This is a genomic window from Pseudomonas tohonis (assembly GCF_012767755.2).
GTDB classification, from domain to species: domain Bacteria; phylum Pseudomonadota; class Gammaproteobacteria; order Pseudomonadales; family Pseudomonadaceae; genus Metapseudomonas; species Metapseudomonas tohonis.
Window position 1 is genome coordinate 5,481,682 of record NZ_AP023189.1, and the last position, 23,934, is coordinate 5,505,615.

Here is a 23,934-nt window from a genome sequence, read left to right on the forward strand (position 1 = left end):
TCCCCATGAAGCATCCACTCAGCCTGCTCGCACCCTGCCTGCTCGGCGGCTGCCTGCTCGTCGGCCAGGCGAGTGCCGCCGACCTGGTGCCGCCACGCGGCTACTACGCACCGGTGGATATCGACGACAAGAAGCCCGAGGCCTGCAAGGCGCCGCCGCAGCCGTACACGGCCAAGCTCGACTTCCGCAGCAAGTACGAAGGCTCGGACAAGGCCCGCGCGACCCTCAACCCGGAAGCCGAGAAGGCTTTCCGCGAGAAGACCGCCGACATCACCGAGATGGAGCGCGGCGTGAACAAGATGGTCATGGTCTACATGCGCGAAGGGCAGCGTCCGCAGCTCGAATGCGCCCTGCAGTGGATGACCAGCTGGGCCCAGGCCAACGCCCTGCTCAGCACCGAGTACAACCACACCGGCAAGTCGATCCGCAAATGGGCGCTGGGCAGCCTGTCCTCCGCCTACCTGCGGCTGAAGTTCTCCGACAGCCACCCGCTGGACGCCTACAAGAGCCAGACCCAGGTCATCGAATCCTGGTTCTCGCGCCTGGCCGACCAGACGGTGCACGACTGGAGCGGCCTGCCGCTGAAGAAGATCAACAACCACTCCTACTGGGCCGCCTGGTCGGTGATGGCCACGGCCGTCGCCACCAACCGCCGCGACCTGTTCGACTGGTCGGTGGATCAGTTCCGCGTCGCCGCCAGCCAGGTCGACCAGGACGGCTTCCTGCCCAACGAGCTCAAGCGCCGGCAACGCGCCCTCGCCTACCACAACTACAGCCTGCCGCCGCTGGCGATGATCGCCGCGTTCGCCCAGGCCAACGGCGTGGACCTGCGCGAGGAGAACAACGGTGCCCTGCGCCGCCTCGGCGAGAAGGTCATCGCCGGCGTCGACGACCAGGAGCCCTTCGACGACAGGACCGGCGAGGACCAGGACATGGACGAACTGGGGAAACACGCCAAGTTCGCCTGGCTCGAGCCCTGGTGCGCCCTCTACGGCTGCAAGCCCGACACCGTGCAGTGGAAGGACTCCATGGGCCCCTACAAGACCTTCCGCCTGGGCGGCGACATCACCCAGGTCTTCCACCCGAAGAAGGAGGGCGGCAGCGGTAGCTGATGCAGCGCCCTCCCCTTCCGGGAGGCGCCTTTGGGAATCAACCGACCGCGCAGCAGACGCGGCGGCGCAAGGATTTGAACGCCACACCCTGGGGAGGGAATGGCGGGTCGCACACCGGGCTGGAACGTCCGGCGGCGGCCCAGAAAGTTGACGTACAAGTGGAGAGACTCGGATGGTCTTTTCTTCAAACGTGTTCCTGTTCCTGTTCCTGCCGATCTTCCTCGGCTTGTACTACCTGGTCGGGACGCGCTATCGAAACCTGCTGCTGCTCGTCGCCAGCTACGTGTTCTACGCCTGGTGGCGGATAGACTTCCTCGCGCTGTTCGCGGCGGTCACGGTGTTCAACTACTGGATCGGCCTGCGCATAGGCGCCGCCGGGGTCCGCACGAAGACGGCGCAGAAATGGCTGATCCTCGGCGTGGTGGTCGACCTCTGCGTGCTGGGCTACTTCAAGTACGCCAACTTCGGTGTCGACAGCCTCAACGCCATCGTCACCTCGTTCGGCATGGAGCCCTTCGTCCTCACCCACATCCTGCTGCCGATCGGTATCTCGTTCTACATCTTCGAGTCCATCAGCTACATCATCGATGTGTACCGTGGCGACACCCCGGCGACCCACAACCTGATCGACTTCGCGGCCTTCGTGGCGATCTTCCCGCACCTGATCGCCGGCCCCGTGCTGCGCTTCCGCGACCTGGTCGACCAGTTCAACCACCGCACCCACACCGTCGACAAGTTCGCCGAGGGCTGCACCCGGTTCATGCAGGGCTTCATCAAGAAGGTCTTCATCGCCGACAGCATCGCGCCCATCGCCGACCACTGCTTCGCCCTCTCCGACCCGACCACGGGGGATGCCTGGCTCGGCGCACTGGCCTACACCGCGCAGCTGTACTTCGACTTCTCCGGCTACAGCGACATGGCCATCGGCCTCGGCCTGATGATGGGCTTCCGCTTCATGGAGAACTTCAACCAGCCCTACATCAGCCAGTCCATCACCGAGTTCTGGCGGCGCTGGCACATCAGCCTCTCCACCTGGCTGCGCGACTACCTGTACATCAGCCTGGGCGGCAACCGCGGCACCACCTTCCAGACCTACCGCAACCTGTTCCTCACCATGTTGCTGGGCGGCCTGTGGCACGGCGCCAACTTCACCTACATCATCTGGGGTGCCTGGCACGGCATGTGGCTGGCGATCGAACGCGCCCTGGGCGTCGACGCCGCGCCGCGCGTGCTCAACCCGCTGCGCTGGGCCTTCACCTTCCTCCTGGTGGTGATCGGCTGGGTGATCTTCCGCGCCGAAAACCTCGACGTCGCCTGGCGCATGTACGCCGCCATGTTCAGCTTCGGCGAACTGGGCCTCTCCGAGCTCAACCGCGCCCAGCTGACCAGCCTGCAGATCGCCACCCTGGTGCTGGCCTACGTGGTGCTGGCCATCTTCGGCATCCGCCAGTTCTACACCAAGCCCCTGGCCGGTGCGCCCAAGGCCCGTGCCGAGGAACACATCGACGCCAACGGCCCGGCCACCGCCCAGCCGCGCACCCAGCAGGGCGGCGCCAATGACCCGGCGGCCATCGCCTACTCGCCGAGCGGCGGCCTGGTCTGGCAGCAGGCCTGGATGACCCAGCTGCCGATGCTGGCGACCCGCATCGCCCTGCTGGTGCTGTTCGCCGCCTCGATCCTGAAGCTCTCGGCGCAGAGCTTCTCCCCCTTCCTCTACTTCCAGTTCTGAGGAGCGCGATCATGAGCAGAACTGCAAACACCCTCTACATCGTCGTCTTCGCCGGCATGCTGCTGGCCCTGAGCCTGTGGTCCATGCGCGGCATCGTCGGCTTCAGCGTCGCCAAGGAGACCACCGTGCTCAATGGCAAGCTGGCCCATGCCTTCGAGAAGCACTACGACGACCAATTCCCGATCAAGCAGATCGGCACCAACCTCTGGGCGCTGGTGGACTTCGGCCTGTTCGGCGAAGGCCGCCAGGGCGTGGTCATCGGCAAGGACGGCTGGCTGTTCTCCGACGAGGAGTTCGACCCCGTCGCCGACGGCAACCGCCACCTGCAGGAGAACCTGGCGCTGGTCCAGGGCGTGCGCGACGAGCTGGCCAACCGGGGCGTGACCCTGGTGCTGGCAATCGTGCCGTCCAAGTCGCGCCTGTACCCCGAGTACACCGGCGATGCCCGGCCCACCGCCCTGCGCCAGGACCTCTACGCGCAGTTCCGTGGTGCCGCGCGCAAGGCCGGGATCATCGCCCCGGACCTGCTCGGCACCCTGGAGCAGGCCAAGAGCAACGGCCAGGTCTTCCTGCGCACCGACACCCACTGGACGCCCCTGGGCGCCGAGGTGGTGGCCAACACCCTGGGTGAGACCGTGCGCAGTGCGGCGCCGCTCTCGGGCGACGCCCAGGAGTACGTCACCGAGGCGGTGAAGAACGAGGACTACAAGGGCGACCTGACCCGCTTCCTGCCCCTGGACCCGATGTTCGAGAACCTGATGCCGGCCCCCGACAAATTGCAGAAACGCGAGACCCGGGCCGCGGTCGAAGGTGAGGCCAGCGGCGACTCCCTGTTCGCCGACAGCACCGTCCCGGTGGTGCTGGTGGGCACCAGCTACAGCGCCAACCAGAACTGGAACTTCGCCGGTGCGCTGCGCCAGTCGCTGCAACGCGACCTGGTCAACCACGCCGAGGATGGCCACGGCCCGATCCTGCCGATGCTCAAGTACCTCAAGAGCGACGAGCTGAAGGACGCCGCTCCGCAACTGGTGATCTGGGAATTCCCCGAGCGCTACCTGCCCATGCCCAACGACCTCAGCGAATTCGACCCGCAGTGGATCGCCGAGCTGCGCAAGGGCGGCAACCCCGGCGAGCGCCTCGCAGCCACCGCCGCCAACTGAAACCCGGCAGTGAGGGCCCGCCCCGCGAGCCCTCGACGACTGTGGCCCCACCGGGCCATTTCAAGAAAGAAAGATGGAGGAACACCATGAACCGACAGAAGAAACGTAACTGGACGTCGTACGCCTGCGCCATCGCCCTGGGCCTCGCCGCCGTGCATGCACAGGCCGACGAGGGCGGGCTCTACGGGCCCCAGGCACCCAAGGGATCGGCCTTCGTCCGCGCCTACAACGCCGGCAGCAGCGAACTCAGCGTCAACGTCGGCAACACCGCGCTGAACGATGTCGCCCCGCTCGGCTCCAGCGACTTCAAGTTCCTGCCCGCGGGCAACTACAGCGCCCAGGTCGGCGCCACCAACCTGCCGGTGAAACTGGAAGCCGACCGCTACTACACCCTGGTCAACCAGCCGGGTGCCGAACCCAAGCTGGTGGAAGAGCCGCCCTTCAAGAACAAGCAGAAGGCCCTGCTGCGGGTGCAGAACCTCTCCGACGCCAAGCTCACCCTGAAGACCGCCGACGGCAAGACCGCCGTGGTCGAGGACGTGGCCGCCCAGGGCCGTGGCGAGCGCGAGATCAACCCGGTGAAGGTCAACCTCGCGCTGTTCGACGGCACCCGCAAGGTCAGTGACCTCAAGCCCGTCTCGCTGCAGCGCGGCGAAGTCGTCTGCCTCTACATCACCGGCAGCGGCGGCAAGCTCTCCCCGGTCTGGGTCAAGCGCCCGGCCGAATCCTGATGTACCCGGCCCGGGGCTCGCGCCCCGGGCGAACGCTTCGTACCCGCCGCACGAGACAGTGGGACTACAAGACAGAAATCAGTGATCGATGTGATGAGCAACCTATCCACAAACGATGAACGATTCTAGGAGATACACCCATGATTCCTGTGATCCTCTCTGGCGGTAGCGGCTCCCGACTCTGGCCCCTTTCGCGCAAGCAGTACCCCAAGCAGTTCCTGGCCCTGACCGGTGACCACACCCTGTTCCAGCAGACCCTGGAACGCCTGAACTTCGACGGCATGCAGGCCCCGGTGCTGGTGGCCAACAAGGATCATCGCTTCATCGTCCAGGAGCAGCTGGACGCCATCGGCATCACCCCGCAGGCCATGCTGCTCGAACCCTTCGGCCGCAACACCGCGCCCGCCGTCGCCATCGCCGCCATGCAGCTGCTGGCCGAGGGCCGCGACGAGCTGATGCTGGTGATGCCGGCCGACCACGTGCTGGAAGACCAGCGCGCCTTCCAGCAGGCCCTGGCCCTGGCCACCATCGCCGCCGAGAAGGGCGAGATGGTGCTGTTCGGCGTGCCCGCCCTGCGCCCCGAGACCGGCTACGGCTACATCCGTGGCAAGGACTCGGCCGGCAGCCTGCCGGACGGCATCAGCCGCGTCGCCCAGTTCGTCGAGAAGCCCGACGCCGAGCGTGCCCAGCAGTACGTGGATTCCGGCGACTACTTCTGGAACAGCGGCATGTTCCTGTTCCGCGCCAGCCGCTTCCTCGACGAGCTCAAGCACCACGACGTGGACATCTACGACACCTGCCTGCTCGCCCTGGAACGCAGCCAGCGCGACGGCACCACGGTGACCATCGACGCCGCCACCTTCGCCTGCTGCCCGGACAACTCCATCGACTACGCGGTGATGGAAAAGACCCAGCGCGCCTGCGTGGTGCCGCTCTCCGCCGGCTGGAACGACGTCGGCAGCTGGAGCTCGATCTGGGAAGTGCACGACAAGGACAAGGACGGCAACGTCACCAAGGGCGACGTGGTGGTGCACGACAGCCACAACTGCCTGGTGCACGGCAACGGCAAGCTGGTGTCGGTGATCGGCCTGGAGGACATCGTCGTCGTCGAGACCAAGGACGCCATGATGATCGCCCACCGCGACCGCGTGCAGGACGTCAAGAAGCTGGTCAACGAACTGGACGCCCAGGGCCGCACCGAGACCCAGAACCACTGCGCCGTGTACCGCCCCTGGGGCTCGTACGACTCGGTGGACATGGGCGGCCGCTTCCAGGTCAAGCACATCACCGTCAAGCCCGGCGCGCAGCTCTCGCTGCAGATGCACCACCACCGCGCCGAGCACTGGATCGTGGTCTCCGGCACCGCCGAGGTGACCTGTGACGACAAGACCTTCCTGCTCACCGAGAACCAGTCGACCTACATCCCCATGACGGCGGTGCACCGCCTGACCAACCCCGGCAAGATCCCCCTGGAGATCATCGAGGTGCAGTCCGGCAGCTACCTGGGCGAGGACGACATCGAGCGCCTGGAAGACGTCTACGGCCGCAGCGACTCCGTCACCGTGAGCCATGTGACAGCACGCTGAGCCTCCTTCCCCCATCGGGAGGCCCATTCCCCCTGTGCCAGCAGGGGGAATGGCGTGCGCCAACCCAAGGGGGCCCCGCCGGGCCCCCGCGCCCGGCACCTCCACCCAACCGCATCGCCCCGGCGTAATGCGCTAGCATTGAGCCCCTCCAATCCCCACGGGCGTCCCCATGCTGATCGGTGCGATCCTCACCCTGACCTGGCTGATACTGGTCATCCGCCAACCCGCCAAGGCCCTGCCCATCTCGCTGGTCGCCGTGCTCGGCATCGGCCTGGTCGCCGCCTGGGTGCTCTGGGAAGAGCGCGTGGTGGACCGCCAGCTGGCGCTGCTCGACGTCCGCGTCGCCTACGCCCCCGACGCGTGCCCCGCCGACCGCCCGCTGCAGATCCGCGTGCACAACGGCAGCAGCACCACCCTGCTGGACCTCGCCTGGGTGATCCAGGCCTACCGCCCGGGCGACGCCATCAACCTCACCCAGTCGGCCTTCGATGCCGAACGCTCCCTCGGCCCGCCGCGCCTGCAGGCCGGCGCCGACTGGAGCCACTGCCTGCCCGTGCCGCCCCTGCGCAGCGGCTACCGCCCGCAGACCCTGGAGTTCCGCGCCGAGCGATTACATGGCAGATTCGCCGACTGATGCGCGAACCGCCCTGCCTCCATCACAACAAGACCAACAAGGAACCCAGCAATGAGCCAACCCGTCGCCCTCATCACCGGCTGCTCCAGTGGCATCGGCCGCGCCCTGGCCGATGCCTTCAAGCAGGCCGGCTACAGCGTCTGGGCCTGCGCGCGCAAGGCCAATGACGTCGACGCGCTGAACGTCGCCGGCTTCACCGGCGTGCAGCTGGACGTCAACGACGAGGCCGCGGTGGCGCAGCTGGGCGAGCGCCTGCAACGGGAGATCGGCCGCCTCGACGTGCTGGTCAACAACGCCGGCTACGGCGCCATGGGCCCGCTGCTCGACGGCGGCACCGACGCCCTGCGCCGGCAGTTCGAGACCAATGTCTTCTCCCTGATCGGCCTGACCCGCGCCTGCTTCCCCGTGCTGCGCGCCAGTCGCGGCCTGGTGGTCAACATCGGCAGCGTCTCCGGCGTGCTGGTCACCCCCTTCGCCGGCGCCTACTGCGCCTCCAAGGCCGCCGTGCACGCCCTCTCCGACGCCCTGCGCCTGGAACTCGCCCCCTTCGGCATCGACGTGATGGAAGTGCAGCCCGGCGCCATCGCCTCCAGCTTCGGCGCCAACGCCAGCCGCGAGGCCGAGGCCGTGATCGCCGAAGGCTCGCCCTGGTGGCCGATCCGCGACGGCATCCGCGCCCGCGCCAAGGCCTCCCAGGACAACCCCACCCCCGCCACCGAATTCGCCCGCGACCTGCTCGTCGCCGCCCAGCGCCACCCGCGCCCGCGCCTGCTGCGCCTGGGCAATGGCAGCCGCGCCCTGCCGCTGCTCGCCGCGCTGCTGCCCAAGGGCCTGCTGGAGTCGGTGCTGAAGAAACGCTTCGGCCTCGACGTCGCCCTGGAGCGCCCGTGAACGACCCACGCCCCGCCTTCCCGATGCGCTACGCCATCGGCGGCGTCGTGCTGGCGATGGCGCTCAACCTCGCCCTGCGCAGCCTGGTCAAGGTCGGCGGCCTGCTCGCCACCCTGATCATCGCCGGCGCCGTCGCCCTGCTGCTCGCCGGGACCTTCCGCCTCATCCAGCGCCGCGCGCCCAGCCGCGGCGAGGCCTGGCGCATCCTCCTCGGCTACGGAGCCCTGCTCGGCGTCCTCTACCTCGGCCTGCTCGGCATGATGACCCTGCAGGACCAACCCAGCCCCATGGCCGTCTTCCTGTTCTTCCTGCACTACCTCTGCTACCCCGTCCTCGCCTGGCTCACCCTCCTCCCCCGCCGCTGACGCCCCGCCCGTTGGGCCTCGCTGCGCTCGGCGCCAACCTACGACCTCACCGCTGGTGGGTGCTGCTCTTTGCATCCACCAACGGCCTCTTCCCGAGCATCACGGCCTCAGGCTATAAACGCGACCTGCCGGCAAGCCCGTCGGTGGAAAAGGAGCGGCAGGATGCAGGGAAGGCTAGCCGTACCGATATTGGCTACCACGATTCTTACCGGGTGCCATGCCTACATGACCGTAGAGAGCACCATCGACCCTCAGCTGTTCGAACACTCTCATTGCGAATTTTTCATGCGCAGTTCGACAGGCCTGAAATCCTCATCGGAGATCACGCAGCCCGTATTCGTGGATGGAATGCTCACGCCGCCTGACGAAGACATGTACACCGTGAGGGTCGACTGTAAGGCACCGGATGGCACGCTACTCGCCAGCCGGCAGGAAATAACGACATTAGGCGGCTATGGGGCCTCAACGCTGTACATGGGCCTTATCAGCGACACCCAAGATGCACCGGCCCAGCCCTGATAACGCCGTCTCACGAAGGACCACCCCATGCACCTGCGCCCCCTCGAACTGCCACGCGACGCCGAAGCCCTGAGTGCCTTCGAGGCCGGCTACGACACCTCTGTCATCTACCGCGTGGAGCGGCAGGACCTGGCCTTTGCGCTGGTCGAGGAACGCCGCGCCGAGCCCTTTCGCAAGCGCTACGACGCCGGGGGGTTCGCCGAGGATGTGGAGGACGCGGACTTCACCGTCGCCGCCGAAGCCGAGGACGGCAGCCTGGCCGGGTTCGCCTGCGTGCGCCTGGACGAGTGGAACCGCAGCGCCGAGTTGAGCGCGCTGTTCGTCGCGCCGGCCTGCAAGGGCCAGGGACTGGGCCGGCGGTTGCTGGAGCAGGCAACGGCGTTCGCCCGCAGCAGCGGCGCGCGCTGTCTGTGGCTGGAGACCCAGAGCAGCAACCACCCCGCCATCGGCTTCTACCTGAAATCCGGCTTCGCCTTCAGCGGCCTGGACACCGCGCTCTACGACCCGCGCGAGACCGCGCCCGAGGAAGTCGCGCTGTTCTTCAGCCAGCCCCTGGAGACTTGAAAAACGTTGGAACCGTCGCGCTCCCCGCCTCACTAAAAAGAGAACAAGGGGGATCCGATGGACTATCTCGACCTGCTGCAATGGCCGGCCATGCTGGTCACCGTGACCGCCGCCTGGCTGATCGGCTCGAAGACACCCGCCCGGCGCCACATCGGCTTCTGGGTGTTCCTGGCCAGCAACGCCCTGTGGATCGCCTGGGGCCTGCACGCCCACGCCTGGGCGCTGATCGTCCTGCAACTGTGCCTCGCGGCGATGAACCTGCGCGGGGCGAAGAAGGCCGACGAGGCGAGCTAGACGCTGCCTTCGCGCTCCACCACCAGGATGCGCGCCACCCCGCGGGGGTGCGCCACGTGCTCACAACCCGGCCCTGCATGGAACAGGTCGCCCACGCCCAGCAGCACCGCGTGCTCCTCGCCGCCCTCGCGGTAGCGCATCTCCACCTCGCCATCGAGCACCACGAAGACTTCGCTGCCGTCGTTGACGTGCCAGATGTACGGCTGGTCGGTCCAGTGCAGGCGCACCGTGGTGCCGTCGAGGTTGGCGATGTCCAGCGCGCCCCAGGCGCGCTCGGCGGTGAAGTCGCGGCTGCGGACCACGCGCTGGCTCATGCGCGGCTCCCCAGGGGCGCGGCGGCCACCGGCGCCTTCGGCTTGCGGAACACCAGCAGGTTGCCGGCCATCACCAGTACCAGGCCGAGCAGCGCCGGGGCGGTCCAGGCATAGCCTTCGGCGAAGGCCGAGATGTTCAGCGCCACCACCGGGAACAGCACCGTGCAGTAGGCCGCGCGCTCCGGCCCCATGCGCCCGACAAGGGTCAGGTAGGCGGTGAAGCCGATCACCGAACCGGGGATCGCCAGGTACAGCAGCGAGCCGAGGTAGCGCGGGCTCAGGTCCAGGGTGAAGGGCGTGCCGCTGGCCAGGCACCCCAGGGCCAGTAGCGAGGCGCCGTAGAACATGCCCCAGGCGTTGGTGGTCAGCGGCCGGTAGCCGGCCTTCTGCTGCAGGCTGGAGAGCATGTTGCCGGCGGAGAAGCACAGCGTGCCCAGCAGCGCCAGGCCGAGGCCCAGCCAGGTTTCGCGGCTGGCCTGGTGGCCGGCCAGCTCGGGCCAGAACAGCAGCGCCAGCCCGGCCAGGCCCAGGGCGCCGCCGGCCAGCACGTTGGCGGCGATGCGCTGGCCGAAGAACACCCGCGCATTCAGCGCGTTCCACAGGGTGGCGGTGGAGAACACCACGGCGATCAGTCCGCTGGGGATCCACTGGCTGGCGGTGTAGAAGCACATGAAGTTGACGCAGAACAGGCACAGGCCCTGGGCCAGGCAGATCGCCTGCGCGCGGCCGTCGAGCTTCTGCAGGCGGCGGCTGAGCAACAGGATGGCGAACAGCACCACGGCGGCCAGGGCGAAGCGGTAGGCGATGGACACGGGGATCGCCACCTCGCCCATCTGCAGCTTGATGGCGATCCAGGTGGTGCCCCAGATCAGGACGGTGAGCAGGTACAGCGAGAGATTCATGGCGGTCATCCGGGCGGTGCGTCGTGTGGCCAGTCTCCCGCGCAGCCCGTCGGCGCGCTTGCAAAAACTTGCGCTTATCTGCGCCGCCCCGCTGCGTCGCGCGGGCGCCCGCGCTAGCATGAACACCCAAGCCCCGCGGTTGCCCCGAGCATGTCCTCACTCCTGCAGAACCAGGTCTTCCAGTCACTCGCCAGCTCGCCCCATGCCCGTCTTGAGCATGCCGCCGAACTGGGCGATGGCATGGGCGCGGCGCTGTGGAGCAACCACCACGACGCCCGCGACTACCAGGGCACCCGCCTGCACACGCTGTCGTGCTACCTGGCCGGCGGCACCGGCACCTTCCGCCGCGAGCGCCCGGACACCAAGGGCGCCCCGGACAAGCTGTGCATCCTCCCCGCCGGGCACGAGTCCTCCTGGGTGATCAACGGCGAGATCCGCCTGGCGCACCTGTACATCGCCCCGGCGCAATTCGCCCACGCCGCCGTGACCCTGCTGGACCGCGAACCGCGCGAGCTGGAGATGCGCGAAGCGACCTTCCTCGACGACGCCGAGCAGGCCGCACGCTTCCACCGCCTGATCCGCCTGGACTGGAACGAACCCGGCGAGCGCATGCTTACCAGCAGCCTCGCCCACGAGATGCTCGGCCACACCCTGCTCACCCAGGTCGGCCTGCGCCAGGGCCCCCAGCTCAAGGGCGGCCTCGCCCCGGCCGTGCGCAAGCGGCTGATGGACTACATCGACGAACACCTGGCCGAGCCGCTGAGCCTGGGCGAACTGGCGGCCTTCTCGGCGCTCTCGGAATACCACTTCGCGCGGATGTTCCGCGAAAGCTTCGGCCTGCCGCCGCACCAGTACGTCCTCGCCCGGCGCCTGGCCCACGCCCGCCACCTGCTGGCCCGCACCGCCCTGCCCCTGGGCGACGTCGCCCTCGCCTGCGGCTTCGCCAGCGCCAGCCACTTCAGCAACCGCTTCCGCAGCGCGGTCGGTGGCACGCCAGGGGAATACCGGGCGGCGATGGGGTGATGTACACGTAGCTCTCAGGGGGCCCCATCCGCCTCATTCGGCGAGGACTTTCTCCGTAGGGTGTGCCGCGCGCACCGAGACGATCAGGCGAACCTCGCGCCATCAGTTGAGCGATGAAGTGGCGCCGCTGGGCGAATGATTTGGCTATGTCTGCGTTGAGTGTTGCTAGAAGGTTTCGAGCCCAGCTGATTGCTGAGCTCTGCTGATAGTTTTTGTTTCGCCCCCCCCGGGCGAGTCTCTTTTGGCAGTCGCCCCAAAAGAAACCAAAAGGGCTTGCCCCATCATCCGGCCCGACTGCGTCGGGTGCCCTCACTCCATCGTCGCTCCGGGGGCCGGCGCGAAGGGCCATCCATGGCCAGTCGCGCCTCTCGCGGCATCCATGCCACTCGTCCCCCTGCGCAACGACTGCGTTCGGCCTCCTGGAGGGGCGTTGGCGGCTGCTCCAACTTTCTTCGCTCAAATCCTCACATTGCTGTACGCACCAGCCCAGCGTGCACGTGGCGACGACTTTCGTAGATGGGTAGAGCAAAGCGAAGCCCATCGGGAGGGGATGCAGGAAATCCATCGGCATCCAGAAAACACCGTGCTTGAAAGCTTGCCTTGAAACCACAACAGCTAACGCAGAAATAGCCAATGAATTCGCCCCTACAACGAGATCATTGCCCCCCGCATGCCGGCACGGCTTCACAGCGGCCGCCGGCCTTGGCTCCGGCATCCAGCGGCGCGGCCATGCGCGCATCGTCGGGGGCCAGTTGGCGGGCGCAGGCGCGGGCCTGCTCGGCCTGGCCCGGGCAGCCGCGTTCGGCCAGCAGCTCGGAGAGGTTGAACCAGCCCAGGGCGTAGTCCGGCTTGCGGGTGATGCTCTGGCGCAGGGCCTTCTCCGCGCCCTCGCGGTCGCCCTCGGTGTAGCGCGCGTTGGCCAGGGCGAACAACGGCAGGGGCTCGCGGTACCAGTGCCCGGAAGCCGTGAGATAGGCCCGTTCGGCACGCTCGCGCTGGCCGGTCTGCTCGAGGTCGCTGGCGCCCTGCATCCAGGCCTCCAGGCGCGGCTCGGCCGGCAGTTGCTCGGGGGGCAGGGTCACCACCGCCCAGCGCTCGGCGCGCGCCCAGGTGCGATCGAAACTGCGCAGGTCGGTGACCCAGCGCCGTGTGGTGGCCGAACGCAGCACCAGCTCGTCCTTCGCGCGGTCATAGCCGACCACCACCGCGAAGTGCCATTGCGGGTACCAGTCGAGGCCGAGGTTCTGCATCACCAGCACCGGGTTGCCCGCCGCCACCTGGGCCAGCAGGGCATCCAGGCTGGGTTGCAGCGGGTAGACCAGCATGCCGCTCTGCCGCGCCGCGGCCACCAGTTCCAGCTTGAGGCTGCCGCGCCGCTCGGGGAGGTAGACCTTGGGCACCAGCGCCTCCGGCGAGGTCGCCACGCCGCGGTGCACCAGCACCGTGGCCAGCGCCGCCGGGCCGCACTGGTAGTCCTCCTGCGGGTAGAAGGGCACGTCCGCGAGCTCGATGCGCTCGGGCAGCCGCTCGCTCTGCGGGGGCAGCAGCGGGCCGCTGGCGCAACCGGTGAGCAGTACGGCCAGGGCGAGGAGCCCCGGCCGCAGCACGCGCATCAACGGATGCACTTGATGAAGCTGAAGATGTCCGTGGCGCAGAGCATGTCGGTGATGATGAAGATCACCAGGAACAGCACGATGATGCCGACCACGCCGGCACCGGCGGGCTCCTGCTGCAGCTGCTGGTTGAACTGCGCCAGCTCGGCCGGGGTGAGGCTGTTGATGCGCGCCTCCACCTGCTCGCGGGGCACGCCGTATTCCTGCAGCTTCTTCTGCACGTCCTGGTTGTCGAGCATGCCGCGCAGCTGCGCGCGGTCGACCTGTTGCTGCTGTTCCTGCAACGCCTGGGGCGTGCCGATCATGGCGGCCTGGGCCAGCGGCACCTGGGCGAAGAAGGTGAGTTGGCTGGCGACCAGCACGGCGGCGAGGCGGCGATGGGTGGCGGGACTGAGCATGGTGGTTCTCCTGGATCGAGTTGTTGTGATCGATTGACCCGCGCCTCGCTTCCCGGGTTCCACCCGCCGATTGCGCAACGGCCACGGCACAAATAGAATGCGAAGCATTCCTATTTGATCCATCCCCGAATCCCCCTCCCGGAGCCCTCCTTGACCAGCAGCCAGGCCGCCCCCGAGCAGGCGTTGCACAAGCTCTACAGCGACCACAGCGGCTGGCTCCGGCACTGGCTGCAACGCAAGCTCGGCTGCCCGCAGAGCGCCGCCGACCTGGCCCAGGACACCTTCCTCAAGGTGCTGCTGGGGCGCGAGGCGCATCGCATCCTCGAACCCCGGGCCTTCCTCACCACCCTCGCCAAGCGCGTGCTGGCCAACCACTACCGTCGCCAGGACATCGAGCGCGTCTACCTGCTGGCCCTCGCCGCGCTGCCGGAGGACGAGGCCCCCAGTGAGGAAGCACGCGCCATCATCCTGGAGACCCTGGTGGAACTGGACCGCCTGCTCGACGGCCTGCCGCCCCAGGCCAAGAAGGTCTTCCTGCTGGCCCAGGTGGACGGCTGCACCTACGCCGAGATCGCCGAGCAGCTCGGCCTTTCCCTCTCCAGCGTCAAGCGCTACATGGCCAAGGCCGCCGAGCGCTGCTACTTCGCGGAGTACCTCTGATGGCCCTGCGCAAGAGCGGCGAGCCACGCATCGCCCCCGCCGTCGCCGCCCAGGCGGTGCAGTGGCTGGTGGAGCTGCAGGACGGCACGCCCTCGCGCCAGCGCCAGGACGACTGGCAACGCTGGCGCGCCGCCGACCCGGAGCACGAGCGCGCCTGGCAGCGCATCGAGTCGGTCAACCGGGGCCTGCGCGGGTTGAACACCCCCACCGCCCTCGCCGCCCTGGATGCCCCCACCTCGCGCAGCCGACGCGAGGCCCTGAAGCTGCTCACCCTGCTGGTGATCGCCGGTGGTGGCGCCCTGGCGGTGAGAAACAGCGAGCCGCTGCTGGCCCTGCGCGCCGACCAGAGCACCGCCGTGGGCGAGCGGCGCCACCTGACCCTGGACGATGGCTCGACCCTGTCGCTGAACACCGACAGCGCGCTGGACATCCGCTTCGACGCCCGCCAGCGCCTGCTCCACCTGCGCCAGGGCGAGATGCTGGTGGACGCGGTGGACGAGGCACGCCCGCTGCGGGTGGAAACGCCCCAGGGGCTGGTCCTGCTCAATGGCGGTCGCCTTGCCGTACGCCTGCAGGACAGCCGCAGCCAGGTCAGCCTGTTCGCCGGCGATGCCCAGGTGTTCAGCCATGGCCAGCGCCTGGCGCTGCACCCCGGCCAGCGCCTGGACCTCGACGCCCGTGGCAGCGGGGCGGCCCAGGCGGTGGACGAGAACAGCGTGGCCTGGATCAACGGCATGCTGGTGGCCAGTTCCATGCGCCTGGGCGACTTCCTCGCCGAACTCGGCCGCTACCGTCACGGACGCATCGGCTGCGACCCGGCCATCGCCGACCTGCGCCTCTCCGGCACCTACCCGCTGGACCACACCGACAGCATCCTCGCCCTGCTGCCGCGCACCCTGCCGGTGGAGGTGCGCAGCGTCACCCGCTACTGGATCAGCGTGCACCCCAGGGCCGCCTCCTGAGCCGCGCATCGGCCCCGTGAAAAAAATCTCCACCGACCTGAACCTTTTTCCCGGCCTCGCGTGACAGGGAAGGCAGAACCCCCTTTCCCTCTTTCGACGAGTGCCGCCATGAACGCCGACCCGACCCTCCGCCGCTTCACCCGCACGCCCCTGGCCCGCGCCCTGCAACCGCTGCTGCTGGGCCTGAGCCTGGCCGCCGCCGGGCTGCCCGCCATCGCCGGCGCCCAGGATGCGGTGATCGGTGCCGACCAGCGCCAGGCCTTCGACATCCCGGCCGGCGCCCTGGAGCCCGCGCTCAACCGCTTCGGCCGCGAAGCCGGGGTGCTGCTGGCCTTCAGCCCGGAGCTGACCCAGGGCCGCAGCACCCAGGGCCTGAAGGGCGAGTTCGCCGTGGCCGAGGGCCTCGACCACCTGCTCGCCGGCAGCGGCCTGCGCGCCGAGTCCGCCGAAGGCGGCTTCAGCCTGCACACCGCCTCCGACGGCGCGACGCTGGAGATCGACCGCCAGGTGGTGATCGGCTCCCGCGCGCCGGTGAGCATCAGCGAGCTGCCGGGCACCGTGTGGGTGATCGACAGCCAGCAACTGCAGGAGCAGACCAAGGCCGGCGTGCCCTTCAAGGAAGCCCTCGGCCAATTGATCCCCGGCATGGACATCGGTCCCCAGGGCCGCACCAACTACGGCCAGAACATGCGCGGCCGCAGCGCCCTGGTGATGATCGACGGCGTGTCGCTGAACAGCTCCCGGGGCATCAGCCGCCAATTCGACTCCATCGACCCGTTCAACATCGAGCGCATCGAAGTGCTCTCCGGCGCCAGCGCCGTGTACGGCGGCGGCGCCACCGGCGGCATCATCAACATCGTCACCAAGCGCGCCGAGGCGGGCGAGGCGCGCTTCACCAGCGAAATCGGCGTACGCAGCGGCTTCGAGACCCACCAGGACCACGACTGGCGCGTGGCCCAGTCGGTCGGCGGCGGCAGCGAGCAGGTCAAGGGCCGCGTCTCGGTGGCCTACCAGAAGAACGGCGCCGCCTACGATGGCAACGGCGACCAGGTGATGCTCGACATCACCCAGACCGACCTGCAGTACAACCAGGCGGTGGACGTGATGGGCAGCCTGGACTTCGCCTTCGACAACGGCCAGACCCTGAACCTGGGCATGCAGTGGTACGACTCCGGCTACGACGGCGAGAAGGGCGTGAACCTGGGGCGCAACTTCCAGGGCCTGCGTGGCCAGACGCCCTTCGAAGTGGAAGGCGGCGCCAACTTCGACCGCGAACCGCACACCGAGCGCCGGCAGTTCAACGCCACCTGGCACGTGCCGGAAGTGCTCGGCCACGACTTCTACCTGCAGGCCTACTACCGCAGCGAGGAAATGGCCTTCCAGCCCTACCCTTCCATCACCTTCGCCAGCGGCGCCATCGACACCAACCGCTCCTACTATTCCGCCTCGCAGCAGGACACCGACTTCTTCGGCCTCAAGTCCGTGCTGGTCAAGGAATGGGACCGCGTCAGCCTGACCTACGGCGCCGACTTCGAGTGGGAGAGCTTCGACTCCGACCAGGCCCTGTTCAACCTCGATACCGCCGCCAACACCGGCGGGCTGGTGGCCGACGAGTACGCCCGCGTCGGCCGCTACCCGGGCATCGACACCGACAGCAAGTCGCTGTTCGCCCAGGCCAGCTGGAAGGCCACCGACGACCTGACCCTGTCCGCCGGGGTGCGCCACCAGCGCATCGGCAATGACGTCGGCTCCTTCGTCGCCGCCGCCCAGCAGATCCAGATCAGCAAGGGCAACGGCACCAGCGCCGACGCCGTGCCCGGCGGCTCGAAGGACTACCAGGTGGACCTCTACAACGTCGGCGCCGTCTACAAGCTGAGCAAGGCGCAGCAGCTCTGGGCCAACTACTCCGAGGGCTTCGAGCTGCCCGACCCGGCCAAGTACTACGGCCAGGGCAGCTACACCCTGGTGGGCAACCACTGGAGGCTGGGCCGCCACGTCAACGTCGAGGACTCCGCCCTGGACGGCATCAAGACCAAGCAGGTGGAACTCGGCTGGCGCCACTACGCCGACGGCCTGGACGCCCAGCTGGCGGCCTTCTACGCCTGGTCGGACAAGAGCATCACCTACAACCGCACCACCCTGCTGGTGGAGCAGCTGGACAACAAGAAGCGCAACTACGGCCTCGAGGGCCAGGCCACCTACTGGCTGGACGACAACTGGCAGATCGGCACCAGCGCCCTGGCCATCCGCTCCCAGCAGAAGATCGCCCAGCGCTGGCAGAAGCAGGACGTCACCGCCGCCAGCCCGTCCAAGCTCACCGCCTTCGCCGGCTGGCAGGACGGCGAGACCAGCCTGCGCCTGCAGGCGGTGCGCAGCTTCAACCTCAGCGACGACGGCAACGTCCTGGCCAACGGCACTTTCGACGGCAACGACCACAGGATCGACGGCTACACCACCTTCGACTTGCTGGGCAGCCAGGCCCTGCCGGTGGGCACGCTGAACTTCGGTATCCAGAACCTGCTGGACAAGGACTACACCACCGTCTGGGGCCAGCGCGCCCAGGTGTTCTACGGCACCAACGCCACCGCCGACCTGTTCGACTACCACGGCCGTGGCCGCACCTACAGCCTGAGCTACAGCGTCGAGTTCTGAGCCGCCTGGCACCGTACCCGGGCTGAAGCCCGGGACCGGCCTCCCCCGGCAACCCCGGACTGAAGTCCGGGCTACCCCTCATCAGAGTCCTGACCGAACGACCCGGATTTGGCCGTTTGCGACAGGCGTCGTGAAACCGGCTTTCCGTTCGTCCAATGGGATCGAACTTTGCAGAGCCAGCCTCAGTCAATCGCTCCATGCGTCAACAACTCAGGTAGCTCGCCATGTACAACCCCTTTCAGATTCTGACCGACGCCTTCCAGGCCGATTACCGGGTCAACCTCAGCCTGGAGCGCCTGGACGGCAACATCATGCTCACCCTGGCCGATGAGACCGGCGTGGTCGCGCGGCGCATGATCAGCCCCGCGCAGCGCAACGATCCGAAGCGCCTGGAGCGGGTGATCGAAAGCATCCGTTTTGGCATCGCCATCGAAAAAGGGCACAACGTCGGGGAAATGCTCAGCGCCATGACGGGAGGCAAGGCCCTCCCCACGCTGATCGAGCGCCAGCCCGGTCGGGTCACCGGCCCCCTCGCCGTCGGTATCTGAGCGCCCTCACGGGCGCTCGTGCTCAGGCTTCCTCTTCGCCACCGCGCGCCACCTGCAGGCGCCGCCTCGGGTTCACGCTGTCACTGGCCTCCGAGGGGAATCGCGACGAGGCGAAGCGCACCACCAGGATCGACAGCGCCAGTAGCAGGATCGCACCGCAGACATACACGATGCTCTCGTCGGGGCGGTTATGGTGCGAAACGTCGGAGATCAAGAGGCGCGTCAGCGCGGTGATCGCCACGTAGATCAGAAAGCGCACCGGCATGTGGTTGGTCTTGAAGTAGATCCCCACCATCGCCCCCAGCTCCAGGTAGATGAACAGCAGCAGGATGTCATCCACCGTGATGTGCCCCTTCTCCACCATCCCCAGGAATGCCACCACCGCCGCCCAGGCGGTGATCCCCCCGATGGCGAACAGCGCCAGGTAGTGGAAGCTCTCCACCAGCAGGTTGCCCAGCGACTCGGCCAGCCCGTGCACGTTGCCGCGCAGCTCTTCAGCCCATTTGATTTTCACGATCCAGCTCCTCGGTACGTCTTGGTGGCGATGGTGCATCACCGGGATGACGATCCGACCTTGCAGGATGGAGGCCAGCGGTCCCGGCCCAATGAGATGCGCGGGTGCGACCAGACGCCACGGGACAGGTTGTCGCAGGGGCCGACGAGCAGCAGGACGTTGTGGCTGGCATGGCCTATGAATGACATCTGTTGACGGAGAAATCCGACCCATATACTGTACGCACATCCAGTATCTTACAGACCGATTTCAAAGGTGAGAGGTGATGAATGGCCGTCGAAGTGGTGTACCGCAGCAGCCGCGACCCGGAGCGCTTGTTCATGGATAAAGCCGAAGCCGACCGTTACGACAAGATGCTCGAACTGGCCGAGTCCCTGGCCACCGTCCTGCACAAGGCCGTGCCTTCGCTGAGCGAACAGCAGGTCGAGGACCTGGGCATCTACATGGCGCGCAACCGCGACATCTTCGCCCGCGCCTTCAAGAACCAACCCGACGCCCTCGCCGAACTGGACGTCGTCCCCGCCGAGGAATGACCCGAACACCCCTCATTGCAGGCATGCCCGTCCTGCACCGAGCCCGCTGCCCCAGCGGGCTTTTTTTATGCTGCGCGAAAGAACGCGCGGGCAGCTTGCGCCGTTTGTTCAAGCGCCCGGTGGCAGCTCGCCGCCAAGCTGGAGGCTCGATATTCAGGAGCTTCCACCATGCGATCAGTGTTCGCCCGCCTCTACGCCCCCGGTTTTCTCTTCGGCTTCCTCGCCCTGGCCCTGTGGATGAGCGAGCGCCTGCCGCTACCCTGGCTGCTGGCGCTGGTGCCGGTCGCCGTTGCCGCCTCCTTCATCGCGGAAGCCTCGATGCCCTATGAAAGGGCCTGGAACCACAGCCACCACGACCGCCTGCGCGATGCCCTGCACGCCGTGGTCAACGAAGCGCTCAACTGCCTCGGCATCCTGGCGATCCCCCTGAGTGCGGCGCTACTCCCCGACGCCGGGCTCTGGCCCCGTCACTGGCCGCTGGCGCTGCAACTGCTGGCCGCCATCGTCGTCGCGGACCTCGGCATCACCCTCATGCACTACGCCAGCCACCGGGTGGGTTTCCTCTGGCGCCTGCACGCCGTGCACCACAGCGTGAAGCGCATGTACGGCTTCAACGGCCTGATGAAGCACCCGCTGCACCTGGGCTGCGAGGCCCTGGCCGGCACCCTGCCGCTGTTGCTCCTGGGCATGCCCGAACAGGTCGCTGCCCTCCTCGCCCTGGCCATCACCCTGCAGCTGCTGCTCCAGCACAGCAACGTCGACATGCGCCTCGGCGCCCTGCGCCACCTGTTCGCCTGGGCGCCGGTGCACCGCTTCCACCACATGAAGTACGGCCGCGCGGGCGATGTGAACTTCGCCCTGTTCCTCAGCATCTGGGACCGCCTGCTCGGCACCGCCTTCCACAGCGACTACCCCATGCGCGGCGACGACCTGGGCATCGGCAGCCGCCCCGACTACCCCGACGCCTACCTCGCGCAACTGGCCGAACCCTTCCGCGAAAGCACAGGCGAACACCCCGCACCGGAGGCGCCACGGGGGTTGATGCGTTCGTAGGGCGCCGAACTCCGCGTAGGAGCCTGTACAAGGGCAGCGCAGCGGCCCCTGCCCAAAAACGGGCGAATGAATTCGCCCCTACACCGATGCAACCTGCTGCAATGGAGCCCGCCCCGCGATCTGCTTCGTGCCCTATAGAAGCGATCTCCCTTAGGATGCGCACTCGTACACAGGGATGAACGATGCGAACACGAACCTACACACCCGCCTCGATCGCCATGGCCTTCGCACGCTGGCTCCTACAGCTGCTGCTCGTGCTGCTGCTCATACCGGTGGGTGCCTACCTTCTCTTCGTGGTCACCCGTTTCCTGCCAGCCAAGTCAGAGCTGGATGCGAGCCTGGTGCCTTACCGGGGGCCGGAGCCACACCTGCGGATGTTGAGAGGTATCGTCTGGGCAAGCGTCCAGGGCAATCCCGCACGTCCCACCCCTCTTCATTGGTTGGATGGGCCGGACGCAAGGATCACCGGGCAGGTCGCACGCTTCATCACGGCCAAGGAAGACCTCTACCGCTCCAGTCTGTGGCGCCATCTGGACGGCATCGCGTGGCAACTGTCGCTGAATATCAGCTACGACCCCGAGGCGATGGCGGCTCTGTGGAGTGCACAGGTCATCTCACCTGCAGGAAAAGGGATGGAGGCGACCGCCTTGCACTACTTCGAACGCCCTCTTCGCGAGCTGGATTGCCATGACCTGGCGGCTTTGGTGGTGATGGTCCGTGCGCCCAGACACTTCGTCCCAGGCTCGGAGGCTTCGGAGCGTTTCATCCGCGCGGCAGGCCTGGAGGCCGCCTGTGGACAACCGGTAACGGACAGCGCAGACGCATCGTAAAGCGGGTGTCCCCCCGCGAACCCCATGATCACACCGCATGAAAGGTCGCCGTAGGGTGGGCTTCAGCCCACCAACACAGCACCGCGTGGGCTGAAGCCCCCTGCGATTGCTCCGTTCCCCTGTAGGGGCGACTTCAGTCGCCCAGCAGGCGCAGTTGCAGGTTGCCGAGGTTGCGGTCGGCGCGGATGCCGAAGGTGGCGCGCATGGTGCGGGAGAAGTGGGAGGCGTCGGCGAAGCCGGCGCCATGGGCGGCCAGGGTGAGGGACTGGCCTTCCAGCGCCAGGCGCACGGCGAGGCGCAGCCGGCGCCAGAGCACCAGGCGGCGGACCGACAGGCCGACCTGCTCGCCGAACAGCCGCTCCAGCTGGCTCAGAGACAGGCAGGCGCGGTTGGCCAGGGCCTGGGCGCTGACCTTGTCGGCCAGCAGCTCGTCCACCTCGCCCAGGGCCCGTTGCAGGCGAGCGTCCAGCATCGGGCGCGGCGCGGCGAGCAGGCGTTCGGCCAGGGCCTGCAAATCCGGGCCGGCGTCGGCCACCAGCGCCAGCAATGCCTGCGGAGCGAAGGCCAGGGGTTCGGCGTAGACGGCCAGCAGTACCTGCCCAGGCAAGGCCAGCGCGTGCTCGCGCATGGACTCCACCAGCACCGCCTGGCCGACCACCGGCTCGCCCTCCACACGCAGATGAACCTGGGCCTCGCGGGCGAGGAGGACCTGGTGGGCGTAATGGGCATGGGGGCGGGTGTCGCCATTGGCGCCGTCGATCAGGCAGAAGTCGTGGGCCAGCCAGAGGGCGCCTTGCCAGGGGGATTCGATCATCGGGGGACATGTTGTCGGTTGCGGGGTGAACAGCTTCAGGGGGCGAGGCGCCAAGGGCAAGAGCCGGCGGCGATGTCGGGTTGATGCCGTCGATCACGGGGCCTTGTAGGGGCGACTTCAGTCGCCAAGGGCGGCGCAGCGACCCCTGCCCAAAAGCGGGCGAATGAATTCGCCCCTACACCGATGCAACCGGCAGCAATGGCGCTCCGTAGTAGGGTGGGCCGGGCGGCGTTCCGCTTCAGCCCACCAACACAGGCACTGCCGGTTGCGGGGCGGACAGCATTGGGGGGCGGAGGCCGATAGGGCAAGAGGAAGCTGCCGAGCCCAAGCCCATTGCAGTTCGAAGGTCGTCTGCCTAGGGTGCTGTCCTTGTCGATTTGCCTGGCGTTATGGCGGGTCGCGTGAGGAGACCTTCGGGTCTGCCGGTTCCCATCTTGCCGGTTCGCTAACCTCACGCGCTCCGCCTCCTTTCATCGCCATCTTCTGACATGCAAACGGGACGATCTTCCCAGCAGTCCGATTGTTCGAGTGGCACCCCCTCCCTATCCTCCGGCGGTCGCGGTCAATCCCGCGACCGGGCGTTGACGGCCCGAAGAGATGGCGCATCGTGCCCACTGGCACATGTGGAAGGCGGCGTATGCCTTTTTTGTGCCTGCAAACCTCCACATCGCTCAATGGCGGACTGCGCGGGGAGACCCTCAGGTCTGCCGGTCTACATCTCGCCGGTTCGTCAACCCCGCGTGGTCCGCCACCCTTACCTTGACGAAACAGAGTGGCGGCTCCTGTACCCGGAGATGGAGCTTCACCATGCACGGTGCATTTATCCCCCTCACCTTCTACCGCCACAACCGCCCGCTGCGCGCGCTGATGCTGGACAACCAGCCCTGGTTCGTCGCAGAGGATTTCGCCCGTATCCTTGGCATGCAGCATCCGCAGACCCTGCACCGTCGCCTTGGCAGCGACCATGCACGGCGCGTGTTCCTCGCCTGCGCCAGCGGCCTGGAGGAACCGGTGGATGTGATCAGCGAGGCTGGCCTGTACAAGGCGCTGGTGCGCTTCGGCCACCCCGAGAACCCGCACCTGGAGCGCTGGCTCAATCGCCAGGTGATTCCCACGCTGCGCGATGCCCATGCGTGTGACCGCCAGGTGCCGCGTCGCGTGTTGCTGGCCTGGCAGGGCACGCGGGTGGTGATGCTCGACTGGCAGGGGGAACTCTGGGTGCCGCTGGAGGACATGCCGAGTCTGGTGCACCCGGGCTAGGCAGGTCACTTTTGTGGGAGCGGTTTCAACCGCGAAGGCCCGTGCGCCGGGCCTGATCGCGAATGAATTCGCTCCCACGGGGAAGACCCGTACTGCTCGATCCTCCCCGGGCTGAAGCCCGGGCTACGGGCATGCCGGTCTTCTTGTGGGAGCGGTTTCAGCCGCGAAAACTCCGTGCCAAGCCAATCGCGAATGAATTCGCTCCCACGGGGAAGACCCGTGCCGCTCGGTATTCCCCGGGCTACGGGCATGCCGCCTGCTGCGGGAGCGGCC

General features: G+C 67.6%; 26 protein-coding genes. 20 read left to right on the forward strand and 6 right to left on the reverse strand.

Annotated features, from left to right (window positions below):
• Positions 1-5 precede the first annotated feature (5 nt).
• From HSX14_RS25175 to HSX14_RS25225, 11 genes are all read left to right on the forward strand, one after another.
• A complete protein-coding gene (locus tag HSX14_RS25175; protein ID WP_173172768.1) occupies positions 6-1,112 on the forward strand; it encodes a mannuronate-specific alginate lyase in 1,107 nt (368 codons plus the stop codon).
• Positions 1,113-1,284: 172 nt separating this feature from the next.
• Positions 1,285-2,841, forward strand: coding sequence for an MBOAT family O-acyltransferase (locus HSX14_RS25180; RefSeq protein ID WP_173172765.1), 1,557 nt, complete (start codon positions 1,285-1,287; stop codon positions 2,839-2,841).
• Between the two features lie 11 nt (positions 2,842-2,852).
• Positions 2,853-4,001, forward strand: a complete 1,149-nt coding sequence (locus HSX14_RS25185; protein ID WP_173172763.1) for an alginate O-acetyltransferase — start codon at positions 2,853-2,855, stop codon at positions 3,999-4,001.
• Between the two features lie 86 nt (positions 4,002-4,087).
• On the forward strand, positions 4,088-4,732 hold the full coding sequence (locus HSX14_RS25190; RefSeq protein ID WP_173172761.1) for an alginate O-acetyltransferase AlgF: 645 nt from the start codon (positions 4,088-4,090) through the stop codon (positions 4,730-4,732).
• Positions 4,733-4,872: 140 nt separating this feature from the next.
• Positions 4,873-6,318, forward strand: a complete 1,446-nt coding sequence (locus HSX14_RS25195; RefSeq protein WP_173172759.1) for a mannose-1-phosphate guanylyltransferase/mannose-6-phosphate isomerase — start codon at positions 4,873-4,875, stop codon at positions 6,316-6,318.
• Between the two features lie 169 nt (positions 6,319-6,487).
• Positions 6,488-6,952, forward strand: coding sequence for a multidrug transporter (locus HSX14_RS25200; protein ID WP_173172757.1), 465 nt, complete (start codon positions 6,488-6,490; stop codon positions 6,950-6,952).
• 51 nt (positions 6,953-7,003) lie between these two features.
• Positions 7,004-7,843, forward strand: coding sequence for an SDR family oxidoreductase (locus tag HSX14_RS25205; protein ID WP_173172755.1), 840 nt, complete (start codon positions 7,004-7,006; stop codon positions 7,841-7,843).
• Between the two features lie 23 nt (positions 7,844-7,866).
• Complete coding sequence (locus tag HSX14_RS25210; protein ID WP_173173114.1) at positions 7,867-8,208, forward strand: hypothetical protein; 342 nt, start codon at positions 7,867-7,869, stop codon at positions 8,206-8,208.
• Between the two features lie 225 nt (positions 8,209-8,433).
• Positions 8,434-8,727: a hypothetical protein gene (locus HSX14_RS25215; protein ID WP_173172753.1), complete on the forward strand. Its 294-nt coding sequence runs from the start codon at positions 8,434-8,436 to the stop codon at positions 8,725-8,727.
• A gap of 27 nt (positions 8,728-8,754) precedes the next feature.
• Entirely contained in the window at positions 8,755-9,291 is a 537-nt protein-coding gene (locus HSX14_RS25220; protein ID WP_173172751.1) for a GNAT family N-acetyltransferase, read from the forward strand.
• Between the two features lie 57 nt (positions 9,292-9,348).
• Positions 9,349-9,585 carry a hypothetical protein gene (locus HSX14_RS25225; RefSeq protein ID WP_173172749.1) on the forward strand — a complete coding sequence of 79 codons (237 nt, stop codon included), beginning with the start codon at positions 9,349-9,351 and terminating at the stop codon, positions 9,583-9,585.
• On the opposite strand, the gene HSX14_RS25230 is transcribed toward HSX14_RS25225, so the two are convergent.
• Both HSX14_RS25230 and HSX14_RS25235 read right to left on the reverse strand, forming a co-directional pair.
• Positions 9,582-9,899 (reverse strand): cupin domain-containing protein, encoded by a 318-nt coding sequence (locus tag HSX14_RS25230; protein ID WP_069559401.1) that lies wholly within the window; start codon positions 9,897-9,899, stop codon positions 9,582-9,584. The two genes, HSX14_RS25225 and HSX14_RS25230, sit on opposite strands and share 4 nt — an antisense overlap.
• Positions 9,896-10,801, reverse strand: a complete 906-nt coding sequence (locus HSX14_RS25235) for a DMT family transporter (RefSeq protein ID WP_142014771.1) — start codon at positions 10,799-10,801, stop codon at positions 9,896-9,898. Before HSX14_RS25235 ends, HSX14_RS25230 begins: the two co-directional genes overlap by 4 nt.
• Positions 10,802-10,951: 150 nt before the next feature.
• Between HSX14_RS25235 and HSX14_RS25240 the strand changes: the two genes are divergently transcribed.
• Positions 10,952-11,824 carry a helix-turn-helix domain-containing protein gene (locus tag HSX14_RS25240; RefSeq protein WP_173172747.1) on the forward strand — a complete coding sequence of 291 codons (873 nt, stop codon included), beginning with the start codon at positions 10,952-10,954 and terminating at the stop codon, positions 11,822-11,824.
• A gap of 656 nt (positions 11,825-12,480) precedes the next feature.
• Here HSX14_RS25240 and HSX14_RS25245 read toward each other — a convergent pair.
• Together HSX14_RS25245 and HSX14_RS25250 are read right to left on the reverse strand one after the other, a co-directional pair.
• A complete protein-coding gene (locus tag HSX14_RS25245; protein WP_173172745.1) occupies positions 12,481-13,437 on the reverse strand; it encodes a PA2778 family cysteine peptidase in 957 nt (318 codons plus the stop codon).
• Positions 13,437-13,835 carry a PA2779 family protein gene (locus tag HSX14_RS25250; RefSeq protein ID WP_173172743.1) on the reverse strand — a complete coding sequence of 133 codons (399 nt, stop codon included), beginning with the start codon at positions 13,833-13,835 and terminating at the stop codon, positions 13,437-13,439. Before HSX14_RS25250 ends, HSX14_RS25245 begins: the two co-directional genes overlap by 1 nt.
• Before the next feature lie 150 nt (positions 13,836-13,985).
• Here HSX14_RS25250 and HSX14_RS25255 point away from each other — a divergent pair, with 150 nt between their 5' ends.
• The 4 genes from HSX14_RS25255 (at position 13,986) to HSX14_RS25270 (ending at position 18,657) form a co-directional block, all read left to right on the forward strand.
• Positions 13,986-14,495: a sigma-70 family RNA polymerase sigma factor gene (locus HSX14_RS25255; protein WP_173172741.1), complete on the forward strand. Its 510-nt coding sequence runs from the start codon at positions 13,986-13,988 to the stop codon at positions 14,493-14,495.
• Positions 14,495-15,457, forward strand: coding sequence for a FecR domain-containing protein (locus HSX14_RS25260; protein WP_173172739.1), 963 nt, complete (start codon positions 14,495-14,497; stop codon positions 15,455-15,457). The genes HSX14_RS25255 and HSX14_RS25260 overlap by 1 nt, the downstream gene beginning before the upstream one ends.
• Positions 15,458-15,565: 108 nt before the next feature.
• Positions 15,566-18,109 carry a TonB-dependent receptor gene (locus HSX14_RS25265; RefSeq protein ID WP_228723495.1) on the forward strand — a complete coding sequence of 848 codons (2,544 nt, stop codon included), beginning with the start codon at positions 15,566-15,568 and terminating at the stop codon, positions 18,107-18,109.
• 224 nt (positions 18,110-18,333) lie between these two features.
• The gene (locus tag HSX14_RS25270; RefSeq protein WP_173172737.1) at positions 18,334-18,657 is read left to right on the forward strand and encodes a DUF3509 domain-containing protein; all 324 of its coding nucleotides are present in this window, start codon (positions 18,334-18,336) and stop codon (positions 18,655-18,657) included.
• 22 nt (positions 18,658-18,679) lie between these two features.
• On the opposite strand, the gene HSX14_RS25275 is transcribed toward HSX14_RS25270, so the two are convergent.
• Positions 18,680-19,171 carry a phosphate-starvation-inducible protein PsiE gene (locus HSX14_RS25275; RefSeq protein WP_173172735.1) on the reverse strand — a complete coding sequence of 164 codons (492 nt, stop codon included), beginning with the start codon at positions 19,169-19,171 and terminating at the stop codon, positions 18,680-18,682.
• Between the two features lie 269 nt (positions 19,172-19,440).
• Between HSX14_RS25275 and HSX14_RS25280 the strand changes: the two genes are divergently transcribed.
• The 3 genes from HSX14_RS25280 to HSX14_RS25290 all read left to right on the forward strand — a co-directional run bounded on the left by HSX14_RS25280 (position 19,441) and on the right by HSX14_RS25290 (position 21,587).
• On the forward strand, positions 19,441-19,704 hold the full coding sequence (locus tag HSX14_RS25280; RefSeq protein ID WP_173172733.1) for a YebG family protein: 264 nt from the start codon (positions 19,441-19,443) through the stop codon (positions 19,702-19,704).
• A 168-nt stretch (positions 19,705-19,872) separates the two neighbouring features.
• Entirely contained in the window at positions 19,873-20,757 is an 885-nt protein-coding gene (locus HSX14_RS25285; RefSeq protein ID WP_173172731.1) for a sterol desaturase family protein, read from the forward strand.
• Positions 20,758-20,939: 182 nt separating this feature from the next.
• Positions 20,940-21,587 carry a transglycosylase domain-containing protein gene (locus HSX14_RS25290; RefSeq protein WP_173172729.1) on the forward strand — a complete coding sequence of 216 codons (648 nt, stop codon included), beginning with the start codon at positions 20,940-20,942 and terminating at the stop codon, positions 21,585-21,587.
• Positions 21,588-21,720: 133 nt separating this feature from the next.
• Here HSX14_RS25290 and HSX14_RS25295 read toward each other — a convergent pair whose 3' ends face one another.
• A complete protein-coding gene (locus tag HSX14_RS25295; protein WP_173172726.1) occupies positions 21,721-22,401 on the reverse strand; it encodes a helix-turn-helix domain-containing protein in 681 nt (226 codons plus the stop codon).
• Positions 22,402-23,208: 807 nt separating this feature from the next.
• Between HSX14_RS25295 and HSX14_RS25300 the strand changes: the two genes are divergently transcribed.
• Entirely contained in the window at positions 23,209-23,661 is a 453-nt protein-coding gene (locus HSX14_RS25300) for a BRO-N domain-containing protein (RefSeq protein WP_173172724.1), read from the forward strand.
• The last annotated feature ends 273 nt before the right edge of the window (positions 23,662-23,934 follow it).

Excerpts from the sequence above, each read along its gene's own strand:
- HSX14_RS25185 (WP_173172763.1), top strand. The coding sequence starts at position 2,853 with ATGAGCAGAACTGCAAACACCCTCTACATCGTCGTCTTCGCCGGCATG.
- HSX14_RS25230 (WP_069559401.1), bottom strand. The coding sequence starts at position 9,899 with ATGAGCCAGCGCGTGGTCCGCAGCCGCGACTTCACCGCCGAGCGCGCC.
- HSX14_RS25295 (WP_173172726.1), bottom strand. The coding sequence starts at position 22,401 with ATGATCGAATCCCCCTGGCAAGGCGCCCTCTGGCTGGCCCACGACTTC.
- HSX14_RS25210 (WP_173173114.1), top strand. The coding sequence starts at position 7,867 with ATGCGCTACGCCATCGGCGGCGTCGTGCTGGCGATGGCGCTCAACCTC.
- HSX14_RS25245 (WP_173172745.1), bottom strand. The coding sequence starts at position 13,437 with ATGCGCGTGCTGCGGCCGGGGCTCCTCGCCCTGGCCGTACTGCTCACC.
- HSX14_RS25180 (WP_173172765.1), top strand. The coding sequence starts at position 1,285 with ATGGTCTTTTCTTCAAACGTGTTCCTGTTCCTGTTCCTGCCGATCTTC.
- HSX14_RS25265 (WP_228723495.1), top strand. The coding sequence starts at position 15,566 with ATGAACGCCGACCCGACCCTCCGCCGCTTCACCCGCACGCCCCTGGCC.
- HSX14_RS25220 (WP_173172751.1), top strand. The coding sequence starts at position 8,755 with ATGCACCTGCGCCCCCTCGAACTGCCACGCGACGCCGAAGCCCTGAGT.
- HSX14_RS25235 (WP_142014771.1), bottom strand. The coding sequence starts at position 10,801 with ATGAATCTCTCGCTGTACCTGCTCACCGTCCTGATCTGGGGCACCACC.
- HSX14_RS25200 (WP_173172757.1), top strand. The coding sequence starts at position 6,488 with ATGCTGATCGGTGCGATCCTCACCCTGACCTGGCTGATACTGGTCATC.
- HSX14_RS25270 (WP_173172737.1), top strand. The coding sequence starts at position 18,334 with ATGTACAACCCCTTTCAGATTCTGACCGACGCCTTCCAGGCCGATTAC.
- HSX14_RS25240 (WP_173172747.1), top strand. The coding sequence starts at position 10,952 with ATGTCCTCACTCCTGCAGAACCAGGTCTTCCAGTCACTCGCCAGCTCG.
- HSX14_RS25280 (WP_173172733.1), top strand. The coding sequence starts at position 19,441 with ATGGCCGTCGAAGTGGTGTACCGCAGCAGCCGCGACCCGGAGCGCTTG.
- HSX14_RS25215 (WP_173172753.1), top strand. The coding sequence starts at position 8,434 with ATGACCGTAGAGAGCACCATCGACCCTCAGCTGTTCGAACACTCTCAT.
- HSX14_RS25260 (WP_173172739.1), top strand. The coding sequence starts at position 14,495 with ATGGCCCTGCGCAAGAGCGGCGAGCCACGCATCGCCCCCGCCGTCGCC.
- HSX14_RS25190 (WP_173172761.1), top strand. The coding sequence starts at position 4,088 with ATGAACCGACAGAAGAAACGTAACTGGACGTCGTACGCCTGCGCCATC.
- HSX14_RS25290 (WP_173172729.1), top strand. The coding sequence starts at position 20,940 with ATGCGAACACGAACCTACACACCCGCCTCGATCGCCATGGCCTTCGCA.
- HSX14_RS25175 (WP_173172768.1), top strand. The coding sequence starts at position 6 with ATGAAGCATCCACTCAGCCTGCTCGCACCCTGCCTGCTCGGCGGCTGC.
- HSX14_RS25250 (WP_173172743.1), bottom strand. The coding sequence starts at position 13,835 with ATGCTCAGTCCCGCCACCCATCGCCGCCTCGCCGCCGTGCTGGTCGCC.
- HSX14_RS25300 (WP_173172724.1), top strand. The coding sequence starts at position 23,209 with ATGCACGGTGCATTTATCCCCCTCACCTTCTACCGCCACAACCGCCCG.
- HSX14_RS25205 (WP_173172755.1), top strand. The coding sequence starts at position 7,004 with ATGAGCCAACCCGTCGCCCTCATCACCGGCTGCTCCAGTGGCATCGGC.
- HSX14_RS25195 (WP_173172759.1), top strand. The coding sequence starts at position 4,873 with ATGATTCCTGTGATCCTCTCTGGCGGTAGCGGCTCCCGACTCTGGCCC.
- HSX14_RS25285 (WP_173172731.1), top strand. The coding sequence starts at position 19,873 with ATGCGATCAGTGTTCGCCCGCCTCTACGCCCCCGGTTTTCTCTTCGGC.
- HSX14_RS25225 (WP_173172749.1), top strand. The coding sequence starts at position 9,349 with ATGGACTATCTCGACCTGCTGCAATGGCCGGCCATGCTGGTCACCGTG.